General features: G+C 71.3%; 15 protein-coding genes. 5 read left to right on the forward strand and 10 right to left on the reverse strand.

Annotated features, from left to right (window positions below; genetic code table 11):
* Positions 1-24: 24 nt before the first annotated feature.
* The 6 genes from ACZZY9_RS13030 to ACZZY9_RS13055 all read right to left on the reverse strand — a co-directional run bounded on the left by ACZZY9_RS13030 (position 25) and on the right by ACZZY9_RS13055 (position 6,518).
* A complete protein-coding gene (locus ACZZY9_RS13030; RefSeq protein WP_463464394.1) occupies positions 25-2,337 on the reverse strand; it encodes an FdhF/YdeP family oxidoreductase in 2,313 nt (770 codons plus the stop codon).
* A complete protein-coding gene (fdhD, locus tag ACZZY9_RS13035; protein ID WP_463464395.1) occupies positions 2,334-3,299 on the reverse strand; it encodes a formate dehydrogenase accessory sulfurtransferase FdhD in 966 nt (321 codons plus the stop codon). The genes ACZZY9_RS13030 and fdhD overlap by 4 nt, the downstream gene beginning before the upstream one ends.
* Positions 3,300-3,328: 29 nt before the next feature.
* Complete coding sequence (locus ACZZY9_RS13040; protein ID WP_463464396.1) at positions 3,329-4,504, reverse strand: molybdopterin molybdotransferase MoeA; 1,176 nt, start codon at positions 4,502-4,504, stop codon at positions 3,329-3,331.
* Entirely contained in the window at positions 4,501-4,788 is a 288-nt protein-coding gene (locus ACZZY9_RS13045) for a DUF6457 domain-containing protein (protein WP_463464397.1), read from the reverse strand. Before ACZZY9_RS13045 ends, ACZZY9_RS13040 begins: the two co-directional genes overlap by 4 nt.
* Positions 4,789-4,796: 8 nt before the next feature.
* Positions 4,797-5,420, reverse strand: a complete 624-nt coding sequence (gene mobA, locus ACZZY9_RS13050; RefSeq protein WP_463464398.1) for a molybdenum cofactor guanylyltransferase — start codon at positions 5,418-5,420, stop codon at positions 4,797-4,799.
* A gap of 111 nt (positions 5,421-5,531) precedes the next feature.
* Positions 5,532-6,518 (reverse strand): bifunctional methionine sulfoxide reductase B/A protein, encoded by a 987-nt coding sequence (locus ACZZY9_RS13055; protein WP_320478629.1) that lies wholly within the window; start codon positions 6,516-6,518, stop codon positions 5,532-5,534.
* 108 nt (positions 6,519-6,626) lie between these two features.
* On the opposite strand from ACZZY9_RS13055, the gene ACZZY9_RS13060 reads away from it, so the two are divergent.
* On the forward strand, positions 6,627-8,252 hold the full coding sequence (locus ACZZY9_RS13060) for an ABC-F family ATP-binding cassette domain-containing protein (RefSeq protein ID WP_463464399.1): 1,626 nt from the start codon (positions 6,627-6,629) through the stop codon (positions 8,250-8,252).
* A 28-nt stretch (positions 8,253-8,280) separates the two neighbouring features.
* Here the strand turns inward: ACZZY9_RS13060 and ACZZY9_RS13065 are convergent, their stop codons facing one another.
* Positions 8,281-8,511, reverse strand: coding sequence for a hypothetical protein (locus ACZZY9_RS13065; RefSeq protein ID WP_463464400.1), 231 nt, complete (start codon positions 8,509-8,511; stop codon positions 8,281-8,283).
* A 183-nt stretch (positions 8,512-8,694) separates the two neighbouring features.
* Positions 8,695-8,988 carry a hypothetical protein gene (locus ACZZY9_RS13070; RefSeq protein WP_463464401.1) on the reverse strand — a complete coding sequence of 98 codons (294 nt, stop codon included), beginning with the start codon at positions 8,986-8,988 and terminating at the stop codon, positions 8,695-8,697.
* 78 nt (positions 8,989-9,066) lie between these two features.
* Between ACZZY9_RS13070 and ACZZY9_RS13075 the strand changes: the two genes are divergently transcribed.
* Entirely contained in the window at positions 9,067-9,762 is a 696-nt protein-coding gene (locus ACZZY9_RS13075; protein ID WP_463464402.1) for an SDR family NAD(P)-dependent oxidoreductase, read from the forward strand.
* Positions 9,763-9,898: 136 nt separating this feature from the next.
* Here ACZZY9_RS13075 and ACZZY9_RS13080 read toward each other — a convergent pair whose 3' ends face one another.
* Positions 9,899-10,390 carry a MarR family winged helix-turn-helix transcriptional regulator gene (locus tag ACZZY9_RS13080; RefSeq protein ID WP_192059682.1) on the reverse strand — a complete coding sequence of 164 codons (492 nt, stop codon included), beginning with the start codon at positions 10,388-10,390 and terminating at the stop codon, positions 9,899-9,901.
* 197 nt (positions 10,391-10,587) lie between these two features.
* Positions 10,588-12,255 carry a glycoside hydrolase family 53 protein gene (locus ACZZY9_RS13085; protein WP_463464403.1) on the reverse strand — a complete coding sequence of 556 codons (1,668 nt, stop codon included), beginning with the start codon at positions 12,253-12,255 and terminating at the stop codon, positions 10,588-10,590.
* A gap of 279 nt (positions 12,256-12,534) precedes the next feature.
* Between ACZZY9_RS13085 and ACZZY9_RS13090 the strand changes: the two genes are divergently transcribed.
* The 3 genes from ACZZY9_RS13090 to ACZZY9_RS13100 are packed head-to-tail and all read left to right on the forward strand — an operon-like array spanning position 12,535 to position 16,017.
* Positions 12,535-14,184, forward strand: coding sequence for an ABC transporter substrate-binding protein (locus tag ACZZY9_RS13090; RefSeq protein WP_463464404.1), 1,650 nt, complete (start codon positions 12,535-12,537; stop codon positions 14,182-14,184).
* A gap of 4 nt (positions 14,185-14,188) precedes the next feature.
* Positions 14,189-15,142, forward strand: coding sequence for an ABC transporter permease (locus tag ACZZY9_RS13095; protein ID WP_320477012.1), 954 nt, complete (start codon positions 14,189-14,191; stop codon positions 15,140-15,142).
* Positions 15,142-16,017, forward strand: a complete 876-nt coding sequence (locus ACZZY9_RS13100; RefSeq protein ID WP_192059690.1) for an ABC transporter permease — start codon at positions 15,142-15,144, stop codon at positions 16,015-16,017. The genes ACZZY9_RS13095 and ACZZY9_RS13100 overlap by 1 nt, the downstream gene beginning before the upstream one ends.
* The last annotated feature ends 5 nt before the right edge of the window (positions 16,018-16,022 follow it).

Below are 16,022 nucleotides of genomic sequence, written 5' to 3' on the forward strand. Positions count from 1 at the left end.
GGGCACCGCCGCCGCCCGCCGCGGCTAGACCGTCGCGGGCACCGCCGCCGGCACCACGCGCACCAGCACGGCCTTCGACACCGGCGTGTTGCTGCCGATCGACGCGCTGTCGAGCGGGACGAGCACGTTCGCCTCGGGGAAGTACGCGGCCGCGCAGCCCCGCGCCGTCGGATACGCCACGACCCGGTAGTCGCGCAGCACCCGCTCGACGTCGTCCGTCCACTCGGTGAACACGTCGACCCGCTGGCCGTCGACGAGGCCCAGGTCGGCGAGGTCTTCGGGATTGATGAAGACGACCTCGCGCCCCTTCTTGATGCCGCGGTAGCGGTCGTTCAGGCTGTAGATCGTGGTGTTGTACTGGTCGTGCGACCGCAGGGTCTGCAGCAGGAGGCGCCCCGCCGGTCGCTCGACGTGCTCGAGCTCGTTGACCGTGATCATCGCCTTGCCGGCTGCGGTGTCGAACGTCCTCGAGTCGCGGGGCCCGTTGGGCAGCACGAAGCCGTCACGACTGCGCACCCGCTCGCTGTACCGTTCGAAACCCGGCACGACCCGGCTGATGTGGTCGCGCAGCGTGTCGTAGTCGTCTTCGAACGCCTGCCAGTCGATCTCGAGATCGGCGCGATCGCGGAGGGTCGCCCGGGCGAGTCTGCTGACGATGGCGACCTCGGACAGCAGGTCGGGCGCGACCGGCGGGACCTGGCCGTGGCTGCCGTGCACCGAGCAGACGGTGTCTTCGACCGAGACGAACTGCGGACCCGACTTCTGCACGTCGATCTCGGTACGGCCGAGGGTCGGCAGGATGAGCGCCTCGGCACCCACGACGGCGTGCGACCGGTTCAGCTTGGTCGACACCTGGACGGTCATGTCCGTGCCGCGCATGGCGGCTTCGGCCAGCTGCGTGTCCGAGATCGCGGCGACGAGGTTCCCGCCCATGCCCATCCAGAACTTGATCCGCCCCTCCTGCATGGCCTTGATGCCCTTGAGCGCGTCGACGCCGTGCTCGCGCGGCGGTTCGAATCGGAACTCCCGCTGCAGCGCGTCGAGGAACTGGTCGGACATCTGCTCCCAGATGCCCATCGTGCGGTCGCCCTGCACGTTGCTGTGCCCGCGGATCGGCGAGGCGCCGGCCCCGGGCCTGCCGATGTTGCCGCGAAGCAGCAGCAGGTTGATGATCTCCTTGATGGTGTCGACGGCCTTGCGGTGCTGCGTGATGCCCATCGCCCAGGTGATGATGACGCGTTCGGCCGAGATGTATCGCTCGGCGAGCTCGTCGATCTCGGCGGTCGTGATGCCCGTGGCGAGCAGCACCTCGTCGTCGTCGACCTGCGCGATGTGCTCGCGGAAGGCGTCGAGCCCGACGGTGTGCTCGGCCAGGAACGCGTGGTCGAGCACGGTGCCGGGCGCGGCGTCCTCCGCGGCGAGGACGCGCTTCGCGACCGCCTGCAGCAGGGCCATGTCGCCGCCCAGTCTGATCTGCACGAACTGGTCGGCGATGTTCGTGCCGCGACCCACGATGCCGCGCGGCAGCTGCGGGTTCTTGTACCTGCGGAGACCGGCCTCGGGCAGCGGGTTCACGGCCACGATCGCCGCTCCGTTGCCTTTTGCGTCTTCGAGCGCCGTGAGCATGCGGGGGTGGTTGGTGCCGGGGTTCTGCCCCAGCACGATGATGAGGTCGGCCTGCTCGAAGTCGTCGTAGGCGATCGTCGACTTGCCGACGCCGACGGTCTCGCCCATGGCCGCACCCGTCGACTCGTGGCACATGTTCGAGCAGTCGGGCAGGTTGTTGGTGCCGAAGGCCCGCACGAACAGCTGGTACTCGAACGCCGCCTCGTTCGAGGTGCGACCCGAGGTGTAGAACGACGCCTCGTCGGGGCTGTCGAGCGAGTTCAGCCTGTCGGCGATGATCTCGAACGCGCGCTCCCAGCTGACCGGCTCGTAGTGGTCGCTGCCGACGGGCTTGTGCACCGGCGTCGTCAGGCGGCCCTGCATGCCGAGCCAGTACTCGGACTTCTCGAGCAGGTCGTCGATCGAGTGCTCGGCCCAGAACGAGTCGGGCACGAGCACCGGGTTGGCCTCCCAGGTGACCGCCTTCGCGCCGTTCTCGCAGAACTCCGCGACCTTGCGGTGGTTCGGGTCGGGCCAGGCGCAGCTCATGCAGTCGAAGCCGTCCTTCTGGTTCAGCGAGGTCATCAGCTTCACGGTGCGGGCGAGACCGAGCTGCTTGATGGCGGGCTCCATCGAGTGCAGCACGCCGGGCACGCCGGCCGCCCACTCGCGCGGGGGGCCGACCTCGATGTCGTCGTCGTTCACGTCGTCGACGGGGGGCTTCTCGGTCACGGTCTCGATCCGATCGTCAGGGGCACGGGGGAGGAGGCGCGGGTCGCGCCCGAAGGGGAGGTCGAGGAGGCGCGGGTCGTCTCGTCGGGGGAGGTCGAGGAGGCGCGCGCCGTCTCGTCGGGAGCCCCCAGCCGGTCGGGTCGCGAGTACACGACCATCGAGCGCCCGCGGAGGAACCCCACGATGGTCACGCCGAGCTCGGTCGCCAGGTCGACGGCGAGCGACGACGGCGCGGACACGGCGGCGAGCATCGGGATGCCGGCCATCGACGCCTTCTGGGTGAGCTCGAAGGAGGCGCGACCCGAGACCATCAGGACGGTGCCGCCGAGGGGGAGCCGCCCCTCCTTCACGGCCCAGCCGACGACCTTGTCGACGGCGTTGTGCCGGCCGACGTCTTCGCGCAGCACGAGCAGCTCGCCCGTCGCGCCGTCGAAGAGGGCGGCGGCGTGCAGCCCGCCGGTCTTGTCGAAGACGTCTTGCCCTTCGCGCAGCCGATCGGGGAACGTCGCGAGCAGGGCCGGGTCGAGCACGAGCGGATCGTGCAGCACCGAGTGCTGCGACTTCGTGCGCACCGCGTCGATGGAGGCCTTGCCGCAGAGACCGCACGAGCTCGTCGTGTAGAACGCGCGCTCGAGGCTCGGGTCGGGGGCGGGCACCCCGGGGGCGAGTGCGACGTCGAGCACGTTGTAGGTGTTGAGCCCCTCGGCCGTCGCCCCGGCGCAGTACCTCGCGGCGGCGAACTCGTCGCCGGTCGAGATGACTCCCTCGGAGACCATGAAGCCGGCCGCGAGATCGAAGTCGTGGCCCGGGGTCCGCATGGTGATGGCGAGCGAGCGCCCGCGCACGCGGATCTCCAGGGGCTCTTCGACGGCCAGGGTGTCGATCGTGCGCCGGACTCCGGTCGACCCGTCGTCGTCGACGGTCAGACGGGTCACGGGTTTCCGTGACGTTATTCGTGCCATGGGTCAGGTCTACCCCCGTTCGCCGCGGATCACCATGGGAGCGCCAGCGCCGACACGGTCTCGCCGGCCCGTGCGCCGCCCTCGGGCACGATCAGCAGACCGTCGGCGTCGGCCAGACCCCGCAGCATGGCCGACGACTGCCGCGCGGTCGGCAGCGCGCCGTCGACCGTGTCGCGGTACGCCTGCACGAGCACTCCGGAGCGCTTGTGCGGCACGTCGACGGCGAGGGTCACCTGCCGAGGAGGCGCGGGTCGCCGCCCGAGCAGCCCCTCGATCAGAGGCGCCCCGACCACGACGAGCCCGACGAACGCGGCCATCGGATTGCCGGGCAGGCAGAGATGGAGGGTGCTGCCGCGTCGGGCGACGAGCAGCGGCTGCCCGGGGCGCATCGCCATCCCGTCGACGACCAGCTCGGCGCCGAGACGGTCGAGCGCCGCCCGGACGTGGTCGGTGCTGCTGTGCGCCGTGCCGCCCGTCGTGACGACGAGCGCGGCGTCGGGGCGATCGAGGGCTGCGATCGTGGCCTCGAGATCGTCGGCGACCCGTTCGGTCGACACCCCGCCCGCCCCGAGGGACTGCAGGAGGCGCGGCACCGGTACCGAGAAGACGTCGCGCACGCTGCCCGGTCGCGGCACACCCGACGGCACGATCTCGTCGCCCAGCACGGCGACGGCCACCCGGGGTCTCGCGACGACGGCGACGTCGTCGAGCCCGGAGACCGCCGCCACCGCCACGCGGGGAGGCGTGAGACGGGTGCCGCCGACGAAGAGCAGGTCGCCGGGACGGGCCTCCTCGCCGGCACGGCGGATGTGCTGCGGAGGAGCCGACGGTTCGCCGACGGCCGTGAGCAGGCCGTCGACGATCAGCCCGGACTCCGAGCGCAGCACGCGGTCGGTGTCGACGGGGATGACGGCGCCCGTCGTGATCGGCCGGGCGGTGCCGGTGTCGAGACGCGGCCCGCCGGGCTCGACCGGCCCCGCGACGATCGGCGGACCGAGCCGCCAGGGCCCGTCGCCCCGGACCGCCCAGCCGTCCATCGCGGAGGCGTCGAAGCCGGGCACGGACGCCAGCGCACGGAGGTCTTCGGCGAGGGTGCGATCGACCGCCTGATCGAGACCGACCCGCTCGGCGGCGCCGCGGAGCGAGAGACCGGCTTCGTGCGCGGCGGTGCGAGCGGCCTGCCAGTCGGCGCGGACGACCGTCACGCGGTCGGATCGCCCGCGGTCGGGTCGTCCGCGGCCTGCCCGGTCGCGAGCTCGGTCGCGATCGCCACGGCCCGCGCGACGTCGGCCTCGGTGCCGCCGGCCAGACCCGCGGCGTAGCCGACCAGGTACGTGGTGAGGGGCGCGGCGGGTCGGGCCACGTTGTGCGCGGCGTCTCGGGCCAGATCGAGCACGGTGGCGACGTCGATCACGGTGTCGGCGGGCAGACCCAGGGCGGTCGTCAGTCGAGCGGCCCAGTCGTCGAGTCCGGAGGGGGTGTCGGTCATGTGCACACTCAACCAGCAGCCGGTGACATCGGGGTCGACGGGGGTCGCACGCCCAGCCGCTCGGCGTCGCCGAAAGTGTCCACGTCGGCGCAGAGCGCGTCGTCGAGCGCGACTTCGACGAGGTCGAGCCCGTCGAGCAGTCGTCGCATCGAGAGTCCGGCCAGCGGCCCGTCGGCGAGGAGCGCGTCGAGCCGATCGTGCAGGGCGGCCGTGCCGTAGAGCGCGAGCAGCGGCTGCCGGCGCCCCTCACCGTCGAGGGCGATCAGGCCGTCGCCGACACCGCCCGACACGCCCCGCCCCTGTCGGAGGGCGTGGATGGCGGCGGAGGCGCGGGGCAGGTCGCAGGCCAGCACGAGGGTCGACGGCGACGGATCGTCCACGGCGGCGAGCCCGGCGGCGAGGGCGGCCACCGGGCCCGACCACGGTGGATCCTCGCGGGTCGGGATCGCGTCGGCGGGGAGGACGGACCCGTCGCGGGCGCCGACGACCACCAGGGTCGCCGCACCCGACGCGGCCTCCACGGCCTCCGACAGCAGGGTCCCCACCCGGGTCGTGAACGCCGTCTTGTCGACCCCGCCCACGCGGGAGGCGCGCCCGCCCGCGAGCAGGACGGCGTCGAAGGCGAGGGGCATGCGACCATCCTGCGCGGTGGAGGCCGGGCGCGGCCACGCCGGGGCCGCGGGCGGACAGGCAGGAGGCGCGGTGCCGGATCGACCGGCACCGCGCCTCCTGCAGGTCACGGGTCAGCCCGCGGCGACCGCCTGGTCGCGCTTCGGCAGCACCCAGCCCGGACGGATGAAGTGGCAGGTGTAGCCGAAGGGGTCCTTCTCGAGGTAGTCCTGGTGCTCCTCCTCGGCCTCCCAGAAGTCGCCCGCCGGGGCGACCTCGGTGACGACCTTTCCGGGCCAGATGCCCGACGCGTCGACGTCGGCGATGGTGTCGAGGGCCGTGGCGCGCTGCTCGTCGGTCGTGAAGAAGATGGCCGAGCGGTAGCTGTCGCCCACGTCGTTGCCCTGACGGTCCTTCGTCGACGGGTCGTGGATCTGGAAGAAGAACTCGAGGATCTCGCGGTACGAGGTCAGACCCGGGTCGAAGACGATCTCGACGGCCTCGGCGTGACCGGCGTGGTTGCGGTACGTCGCGTTCTTCACGCTGCCGCCCGAGTAGCCGACGCGGGTCGACACGATGCCGGGACGACGGCGGAGCAGCTGCTGGGCGCCCCAGAAGCAGCCGCCGGCGAGGATCGCCGTCTCGGTGGTGCCGCTGGGCGCGGGAGTGGATTCGGGGGAGAAGAGCGTCATGTAGGCACCGTATCCTTCGGTTTCGAGAGAGCTGTATGGGACGAAGCGGAGAGCCGCCGAGTTGATGCAGTAGCGGAGGCCGCCGGTCGCCGTGGGGCCGTCGGCGAAGACGTGACCGAGGTGGCTGTCGCCCGCTGCCGACCGTACCTCGGTGCGCCGCAGGAAGAACATCCCCTCGCGCTTCTCGACGACGTTCTCGGCGTCGATCGGGCGGGTGAAGCTCGGCCAGCCGCTCCGGCTGTCGAACTTGTCGACCGAGGCGAAGAGGGGTTCGCCCGAGACGAGATCGACGTAGATGCCGGCGTCGGTCGAATCCCAGAACTCGTTGCGGAACGCGGGCTCGGTGCCGCCGTCCTGCGTGACGCGGCGTTGCGTCGGGGTGAGCCGGGCGAGGGCGTCGGGGTCTTTCCGGTAGTCGTTCGACATCATGCCTCCTGTTCGGAGCCCTCCCTCCACAGGTGAGGCGGGCGTGACTCCAGAGGGGTCAACACCGGGCGGGGCGCGGGTGTTCCGACGGCGGCTGCGAGACTGGTGGGCATGAGCTTGATCCGTCTGAACGACGTCACCGTCCGCTTCGAGAACCGCCCCGTGCTGCGCGAGGCGTTCTTCCGTCTCGAGACGGGCGACCGGGTGGGGCTGATCGGGCGCAACGGGTCGGGCAAGTCGACCCTGCTGAAGCTCGTGCTCGATCAGGTGCAGCCCGACGAGGGCACCGTCTCCGTCGACGAGGGCACCACGCTCGGCTACTTCTCGCAGTTCAGCGAGCTCGACGGCACCGCGACGGTCACCGAGGTGCTCGAGGGGCTCTTCGACGACATCCGCGCGATGGAGACCGAGCTGGCCGACATCGACTCGGCCATCGCCGTCGCCGCGATGGACCCTGCGCAGGGTGACGAGCTGACCCGGCTGATCGATCGTCAGTCCGAGCTCTTCGGCGACATGGACCGCCTCGACGGGTGGGAGTACCCCCGGCGCATCGACACCGCGCTCACGGTGCTCGGCTTCGACCCGGCGCACCGCATCACGCCGATCGACTCGTTGAGCGGCGGCTGGCGCAACCGGGCGGCCCTCGCCAAGATCCTGCTGCAGCAGCCCGACGTGCTGCTGCTCGACGAGCCCACGAACTTCCTCGACGTCGCGGGGGTCGAGTGGCTCGAGCAGTGGTTCCGCGACTTCCGCGGGGCCGCGATCGTGGTGTCGCACGATCGGCAATTCCTCGACCAGGTGGTCACCCGCATCGTCGAGGTCGAGAACTTCCACCTGCACGAGTACCCCGGCGACTTCGGCGAGTACGTCGTGCAGAAGCAGTTCCGCCTGAAGAACCTCGAGCAGCAGTTCGCGCACGAGTCCGAGCTGCTCGCCTTCGAGTCGGAGGGCATCAGCGACCGCCGCGAGGCCGCGAAGGCGGCGAAGAACGCGAAGTCCGGAGGCCCGGGCGGGCTCACGAAAGACCTGGCGAAGATCAAGAAGCAGCGAACCCCTCGCCCCGTCGACCAGATCATCACCGAGATCTACGGCGGTCTGCACGTCAAGGACGTCCTCTGCCGCATCGACGGTCTCGGGAAGTCCTACGGAGACAAGGTCCTGTTCGACGATCTCGATCTCGAGATCCGCCGCGGGCATCGCCTCGTCGTCGTGGGCGCGAACGGCAGCGGGAAGAGCACGCTGCTGCGCGTGCTGACCGGTGAGGAGAAGGCCGACCACGGGCGCATCGACTGGGCCGGCGGCGCGAAGGTCGTCTCGTACAACCAGGTGCTCGCCGACCTCGACGACGCCGACACGGTCACCCACTCGGTGAACGCGATGCCCGACAGCCTGGCCCTGCGGGCGACGAAGAAGTCGGTGGGTCGGTTCCTAGCCATGTTCCAGTTCTCGGACGCCGACCTGCAGCAGCGCATCGGCGCGCTGTCGGGCGGCCAGCGGGCCCGTGTGGCCATGGCCCAGTGCCTGCTGTCGGGCGCCTCGGTGCTGCTGCTCGACGAGCCGACCAACCACCTCGACATGGCGAGCACCCAGGTGATGGAGCGCGCGCTCGTCCACTTCCCGGGGGCGGTGGTCGTCGTCAGTCACGACCGGTTCTTCAGCGAGAAGGTCGCGAACCGCCGACTCGTCTTCGGCGCCGAGGGGGCGAGCCGCGGCGAGCTCGCGCTCAGCGCCGTCTGAGGGCCGCGCGACTCGCGGAGGGCTCGGCTCAGGCGAAGGTGTCCTCGATGAAGCGGAACTCGACACGGTCGACACCGTCGGCTCCGACGCCGGAGCCCTCACGGCGGTAGTTCGCCAGCACCTCGGTGTCGGTCTGGGGCAGCGAGAGGGTGTCGTGGCGAGCCCCGTCGACCACGTCGACCTCGTGCTCCTGCCCGTCGAAGGGGCCGCCCTGCAGGACGGCGATGAATCGGTTCTCGTGATGGGCTGCGCGGGTCATGCCCCCGATGCTACGGATCCGCCCGCCGTGGCGCTCGGGCCTTCCGTGCTGCTTCGGCGGGTCCGCCCGGCGTGTAGCTCGAGCCTTCGCTACTGCTTCGGCGGGTTCCTGTCATCGGCGGCGGGTCAGCGCTGACCCGCCGCCGATGACAGGAATCCGCCGGAGGCACGGGAGGGGAGCCGATCAGAGCACGATCAGCGCGAGCAGCTCGGCGATCGTCACGACGGGGATGAGCGCGAGCAGTACGGCGAGCGCGGTGACGCGCGGGCGTCGCGGCCTCACGGTGATGCGGACGACCAGCATGGCCAGGTAGAGGGCGACGACGACGGCGGCCACCACGTCGGACGTCGCATGATCCTGGAAGAGCAGGACGGCGACGCTGACGCCGGCGAGCACGAGCCCGATCACGAGCCACTCGGTGCCGGTCGAGGTGCGGAGCGCGGGCTGGTCGCGCATCCGCGTCGGATCGTTCGTCACGGGGCTCCTCTCGGCGGCGACGGTCGGACGGGTGATGACCCGCGCCTCCATGGTGTCACCCCGGCGTAGGCTCCGGCCATGACCGATCTGAACGACGCCGTCGTGCTCGTCCTCGGCGCCTCCGGCGGGCTCGGCTCGCGGATCGCCGCCATGCTGGAGGACGAGGGGGCCCGCGTGGTCCGCGCCGCACGCCGCCCCGACTCGCTGTCGGGCCCCGACGCCTACCTCGCCGATCTCCGCACCGAGCAGGGTGCCGCGTCGCTCGTCGCCGCCGCACTCCAGGCGCACGGTCGTCTCGACGGCGTCGTCGTCGCCGCCGGCGTGGTCGCGTTCGGGCCGGCCGACGAGGTGTCCGACGACACGCTCGCCGAGCTCGTGGAGACCAACATGCTCGGCCCGATCCGGGCGCTGCGCGACGCGTCGCAGGCGCTCGCCGAGTCGGCCGCCGCCGGGCGTGAGCCGTTCGTCGTCACGATCAGCGGCGTGGTCAGCGACTCGCCGACGGCCGGCATGGCCGCCTACTCCGCGTCGAAGGCCGGGCTCGCGGCGTTCGTCTCGGCCGCCTCCCGCGAGTACCGCCGCCGGGGCGTCCGCGTGCTCGACGCGCGACCCGGTCACACCGAGACGGGGCTCGCGACCCGCGCCGTCGAGGGCACCGCGCCCGCCTTCGGTGCGGCGCTCGACCCCGACGACGTCGCCGCGCGCATCGTCCGCGCCCTCCTCGACGGCGAGAAGGACCTCCCCGGCTCGGCGTTCACACCCGCTCGCGACTGACCCGCACACGCCGACGCGCCGCACGGCGCTCCCCGGATCGCACCGCGCTGTGAGCATCGCACCGCTGCGTGACGCGGTGCGATGCACGCGACGCGGTGCAGAAGCGCCGCGCACCCGGGGGACGCGCCCGATCGTCTCAGGCGAACTCGGCCCCGAGCACGCGCAGCAGCTCGGCGAGCTCGGCCTGCTGATGCGCCGAGAGGGAGTCCAGCGGGGCCCGCTCGACCTGGACCAGCAGGCTCATCGCCGCGTCGACGCGCTCGACGCCGGCGGGTGTGATGCGGATCAGTGCGGCGCGGCCGTCGCGCGGGTCGGAATGCCGCTCGACGAGCTCGCGCTCCATCAGGCGGTCGAGCCGGTTGGTCATCGTGCCGCTGGTGACCATCGTGGCGGCCACGAGGTCCTTCGGCGACAGCTGGAACGGATCGCCCGCGCGTCGCAGCGTGGACAGCACGTCGAACTCCCAGATCTCGAGGTCGGCGTGCCGGAACGCCTCGGCGCGCAGACGGTCGAGTCGCCGCGAGATGCGCCGCAGCCGCGAGAACACGTCGAGCGGGGCGAAGTCGATGTCGGGTCGCACCCGCGCCCACGCGTCGATGATCAGGTCGACTTCGTCGCTGGTGGTCACAACTGGTCCAATCGAGTGTCAGGGTCTCTCGATCATGCCCCACGCACGCCGGGGACGCTGTCAGCCACGGGGTGGGCGACCCGGGTGCGCGCGAAGGGGACGACGACGGCCCGACAGGGTCGGCGCCGGGAGCGACCGAGGAGGCGCGGTGCACGCGATCGCGCACCGCGCCTCCTCGGGGCCGTCGGCGGCTGCCGTCAGTCGGCGGCGTACTCGTCGAGGGCCGGCAGCGGGCGTCCGTCGAAGTCCCACATGGCCTGGTTCTCCCAGGCGTTGCCCGAGGTCGGGTCGTCCGGGTCCCAGCCGGCGCCGTCGACGGCCGTCCACGCGGGCTCCCAGGCGACGACGCCGGTGCCGCGCCCGCCGGGGGCGGATGCCACGACGTCCTGCACGGCACGGAAGTTCGCGGCCTGACCGGCGGGGGTCGCGGGGTAGCCGGCGGTCAGCATCGAGGCCTGCGCCACGACGTTCTCCCAGGTGTGGTCGGGGTCGTCGGCGAGGGTCCACGGGTACGAGGTCTCGACGACGAGCGCGTCGCGGTCGTATCGCTCGGTCAGCACGGTCACGGCCTGCTGGAGGTCGCTGAGGCTGCCGTGCCAGTACGAGTAGTACGACAGGCCGATCACGTCGAAGTCGACTCCGCGAGCGGTGGCCTGATCGAACCACCAGGTCAGCCCGTCGATGCCGTTGTTGATGTTCGTGAGGTGCAGCACGACGTCGGTGTCGGGCGACACCTCGCGCACGGCGGCGGACCCCGCGGAGAGGAACATCGCGAGGTTGTCCCACTGGGCCCCGCTCACCCCGTCGCTCGGGTCGACGTCCCAGGTCTGGCCGAGCGGCCACACCATGCCGGGGTTGATCTCGTTGCCGACCTGCACGGCGTCGGCCGTGATGCCCTCGGCCGCCAGCGCGTCGAGCACGCTGCGCGTGTGGTCGTGGATCCGCGTCGCGACCTCGGGTGCGGACAGCCCGACCCAGGCCTTCGGCATCGTCTGCGCACCCGGATCCGTCCAGCGGTCCGAGTAGTGGAAGTCGACGAGCAGCTCCATGCCCGACGCCTCGATGCGCTTCGCCATGGCGACCACGTCGTCCTGGTCGTTGTAGCCGTCGGTCGGGTCGACCCAGACCTTCAGCCGCGCCATGTTGGCCCCGGCCGCCGAGATCTGCTCGACGGCGTCGGTCGGTCGGCCCTGCGCGTCGAGGTAGACCGCTCCCTTGTCCTCGTTGCGGGGCAGACCCGACAGGTCGGCTCCGCGGATCTCCCGCGTGACCCGGCCCGGTGTGAACGTGACGTCGTCGATGCTCGCCCACGAGCCGGCGTCGCCCGCCGTCGTGAGGGTCAACGTGCACTGGCTGTGGGTGACCTCGGCCGACACCGAGAGGTGCAGCCAGCCGTCGTCGGACTCGGTCGAGGGGACGACCGTCGTGCCCGCGGCGTCCTTGCTCGACCCCTGACCGCAGCCGGTCAGCGACAGCGTGCTCGACCCGGCCGTGCCGCCGCTCTTGACCCAGGCCGAGAACGTCCACCAGCCGGGGGTGACCTTCTTGACCTTCTGGGTCGTCGTCGCCTGACCGGCCGAGGGCAGGTGGTGGGTCAGGCGCGTGGGGGAGTCGTGGCCGCCGGTCTCGAGCGCGGCCGTGCCCTTCCCCTTCGAGACCCAGCCCGACAGGCCGGACTCGAAGCCGGGGTTCGCGACCGCGGCCCGGGAGGCGCGGGTCGACTCGTCCGCCGAGGCCGCCGAAGCCGGGACGGCCGGCGCGAACCCTCCGCAGAGCGCCGCCGTCAGCACGAACGCCCCGGTGGCGACGCCGAGCCGCCTCCGCGAGATCGGGAGCGGATGGGTGGGTCGATGGGATCGAGACATCGGTCGTCCTCCTTGACGATGAGCGCACGTGACTGTGTGCGCTCCCAGTTCTAGCACGACCTGTCTGGTTCGCGGAAGACCACGCACCTTTAATATCGGCGTATTCGATGGGGTGCCGACCTGTTATCGATCCCAGCCAGATGGGTCTCGGGGTGTCGACCCGCGCCTCCTCGGGCCTGCGACGTTTTACACGGTCGTAACAAGATGTATACGAAAGGGCGTCATCGGGGCTGATTGTATTCAATCCACTCCGCCCCGACCCCGAGCATTGGATCACGCATGTCCCGCTCCCCGTACTCCCGCCGCCGGGTGCTCGCGCTGCCCGCGGCCGCCCTCGGTCTCGCCCTCGCCGTGACCGGCTGCCAGGCCGTCCAGACCACCGAGACCTCCGACGAGACCCGCGACGACGTCTCGACCGCGGCCATCGGCGATCAGACGATCGTCGAGGGCGGCGATCTCGTGATGGCCCTCTCCGCCGAGCCCGACCGGCTCGACCCGACGACCTCGTCGTCCCTCTACACCCGGTACGTCATGGAGACGATGTGCCAGAAGCTCTACGACATTGACGCCGAGGGTCAGATCGTGCCCATGCTCGCCACCGAGCTGCCCACGGTCTCCGACGACGGACTGACGGTGAGCTTCCCCGTCCGCACCGACGCCGTCTTCGCCGACGGCACGCCCCTCGACGCCGACGCCGTCGTGACGACGCTGCAGCGCGCGCTCGACAAGGAGGACTCGTCGCGCCGCAGCGAGCTCGGGCCGATCACGGGCATCACGGCCGTCGGCGACGACGAGGTCGAGATCGAGTACTCCGAGCCCTTCGCGCCCCTGACGGCCGCGCTGGCCGACCGCGCCGGCATGATCATGTCGCCCGCGGCGCTCGAGGCGCAGGGCGACGACTTCGGCGACGCCCCGGTCTGCGTCGGTCCGTTCAAGTTCGCCGACCGGGTGCCGCAGACCTCGATCACGGTCGAGCGCGACCCGCTCTACTACGACGCCGAGAACGTCCACTTCGACTCCATCACCTACCGCATCATCACCGACGCGAGCATCCGCGCGGCGAACCTGCAGTCCGGCGACGTGCAGGTGGCCGACTCGATGTCGACCCAGGACGTCGAGTCGCTCAAGGCGGACGACGCGCTCACCGTGCTCGAGGTCGGCTCGCTGGGCTACCAGGGGCTGACCGTCAACATCGGCAACCAGGACGGCGTCGGCACCGACCCCGTGCAGATCGACACCCCGCTCGCCTCCGACGCGACGGTGCGGCAGGCCCTGTCGATGTCGATCGACCGCGAGTCGCTCGTCTCGTCGATCTTCGGCGGTCTCTACGACCCCGCCTGCTCGCCGATCTCGCCCGACAGCCCGTTCGCCACCGACGCCAGCGACGCCTGCCCCGAGTACGACCCGGAGGCCGCCCGTCAGATGCTGGAGGACGCCGGCGTCGAGACGCCGTACGCGATCGACATGCAGGTGAGCAACAACGCCGACACGGTGCGGTTCGCCCAGGCGCTGCAGGCCCAGGTCGCCGAGGGCGGCTTCGAGCTGACGATCACGCCGGTCGAGTACTCGACCCTGCTCGACGTGCAGACCCGAGGCGACTTCGAGGCGCTGCAGCTCGGCTGGTCGGGCCGCGTCGACCCGCACGGCAACACGTACAACTTCCTGTCGACGGGTGGCGGCAACAACTACAGCGGTTACAGCTCGGAGGAGGTCGACGACCTGCTGACCCGGGCCGCCGCGACCAACGACGTCGACGAGCGCGCCGACCTCTACGGTCAGGCCGTCGCCCAGGTGCAGGAGGACGACCCGATCATCTACCTCTACCGGGTCCGCAGCCTGACCGCGCTGTCGAACGAGATCGCCGGCGTCTCCACCTTCGCCGACGGCGTGGTGCGCCTCAGCAACGCCGCCTTCGTCGAGGCGGACTGACCCGATGGCCCGCTACCTCCTCACCCGCCTGTGGCAGTCCGTGCTGACCCTGGTGCTCGCCTCGATCGTCGTGTTCGTCGGCGTCCGGCAGCTGCCGGGCGACCCGGCCCTCGCCCTGGCGGGTGAGGAGGCGTCGCCCGAGCGCGTGGCGGCGATCCGCACCGACCTCGGACTCGACGACTCTCTCGTGGTCCAGTACCTCCGATTCGTCGGCAACTTCCTCACCGGCGACTTCGGCGAGTCGACCCGCACCGGCACGCCGGTGACGGAGCTGATCGCCGCGACCCTGCCGGTCACGCTCTGGCTCTCGCTCTACGCGATCGTGGTCGCCGTGATCGTCGGGGTGGCGCTCGGCGTGATCGCCGAGCGGTACCGCGGCCGCTGGCCCGAGTGGATGGCCAACGCGGCGGCCCTGGTCGGTCTCAGCGTGCCGAACTTCTGGCTCGGCATCCTCGCCATCCTCTGGCTCGCGGTCGGGCTGGGGCTGTTCCCCGCCTCCGGCTACGTGCCCGTGTCGGTCGATCCGTTCCAGGCCCTCGTCCATCTGACCCTGCCGGCCCTCATCCTCGGCACGTCGCTCGCCGCGGTGATCATGCGGCAGACCCGGGCCTCGATGATCGAGACGATGAAGACCGACTACGTCCGCACCGCCCGGGCCAAGGGCCTCGGCCGGGGGCGCGTGCTGATGCGCTACGGCCTCCGCAACTCGATGATCGTGGTCGTCACCATCGTCGGGCTGCAGCTCGGCGGTCTCATCTCGGGCGCCGTCGTCACCGAGCGCATCTTCGCGCTGCCGGGCTTCGGCAAGCTCACCCTCGACTCGGTCTTCACCCGCGACTACCCCGTCGTCCAGGCCGTCGTGCTCGTCATCACGCTCGGCTACATCGTGATCAACCTCGTCGTCGACGTGCTGTACAGCGTCCTGAACCCGCGCATCCGAGTCGGAGGAGCCTCCTGATGACCGTCATCCCGATCCAGGCCGAGCTGGGCTCCGCCCGAGGCCGCGTCTGGGGCCAGCTGAGACGCAACCGTCTCGGCGTCGCCGGCGGCGTCATGCTGCTCGTGGTGCTCCTCCTCGGCGTCCTCGCGCCGCTGATCGCCCCGCACGGCCCCACCGAGGTCAACTTCGCCGCGCCGTTCCAGCAGCCCGGCACGGTCGGCTACCTGCTCGGCACCGACGACCTGGGCCGCGACATCCTCTCGCGCATGCTCTACGGCATCCGGGTCTCGCTCGTCGTCGGCGTGCTCAGCGTGCTGCTCGCCGTGGTCGTCGGCACGCCGCTCGGGCTGCTCGCCGGCTACTGGCGCTGGCTCGACGGCGTCATCGGGCGCCTGACCGACGTCATGCTCGCGTTCCCGTTCCTCATCATCGCCGTGGCGCTCGCCGCCATCAGCGGACCGAGTCTCGGCAACGCGGTCGTCGCCCTCGGCATCGCGCAGATCCCGACGATGATCCGCGTGGTGCGCGGCGAGACGATGCGCATCGCGTCGACCGACTTCGTGCTCGGCGCCCGCACGATGGACGCCACCGGCCTCCGGGTGATCTTCACCCACGTGCTGCCGAACTGCGTCTCGGCGATCATCGTGCAGGCCACGGTCATCATGCCGGTCGCGGTCATCGGCGAGGCGCTGCTGTCGTTCCTCGGACTCGGCATCCAGCCGCCGACGGCCAGTCTGGGCATCATGCTCAGCGACGCGCAGCAGTACCTCGGGCGGGCGCCCACCGCCGCCGTGGTGCCCGGTCTCGCGATCGCCGCGATCTGCCTCGGCTTCAACCTCTTCGGCGACGCGCTGCGCGATGCGCTCGACCCGACCTCCAGCGAACGGAACTGACCCCA

Source organism: Frigoribacterium sp. AC394 (assembly GCF_979258095.1).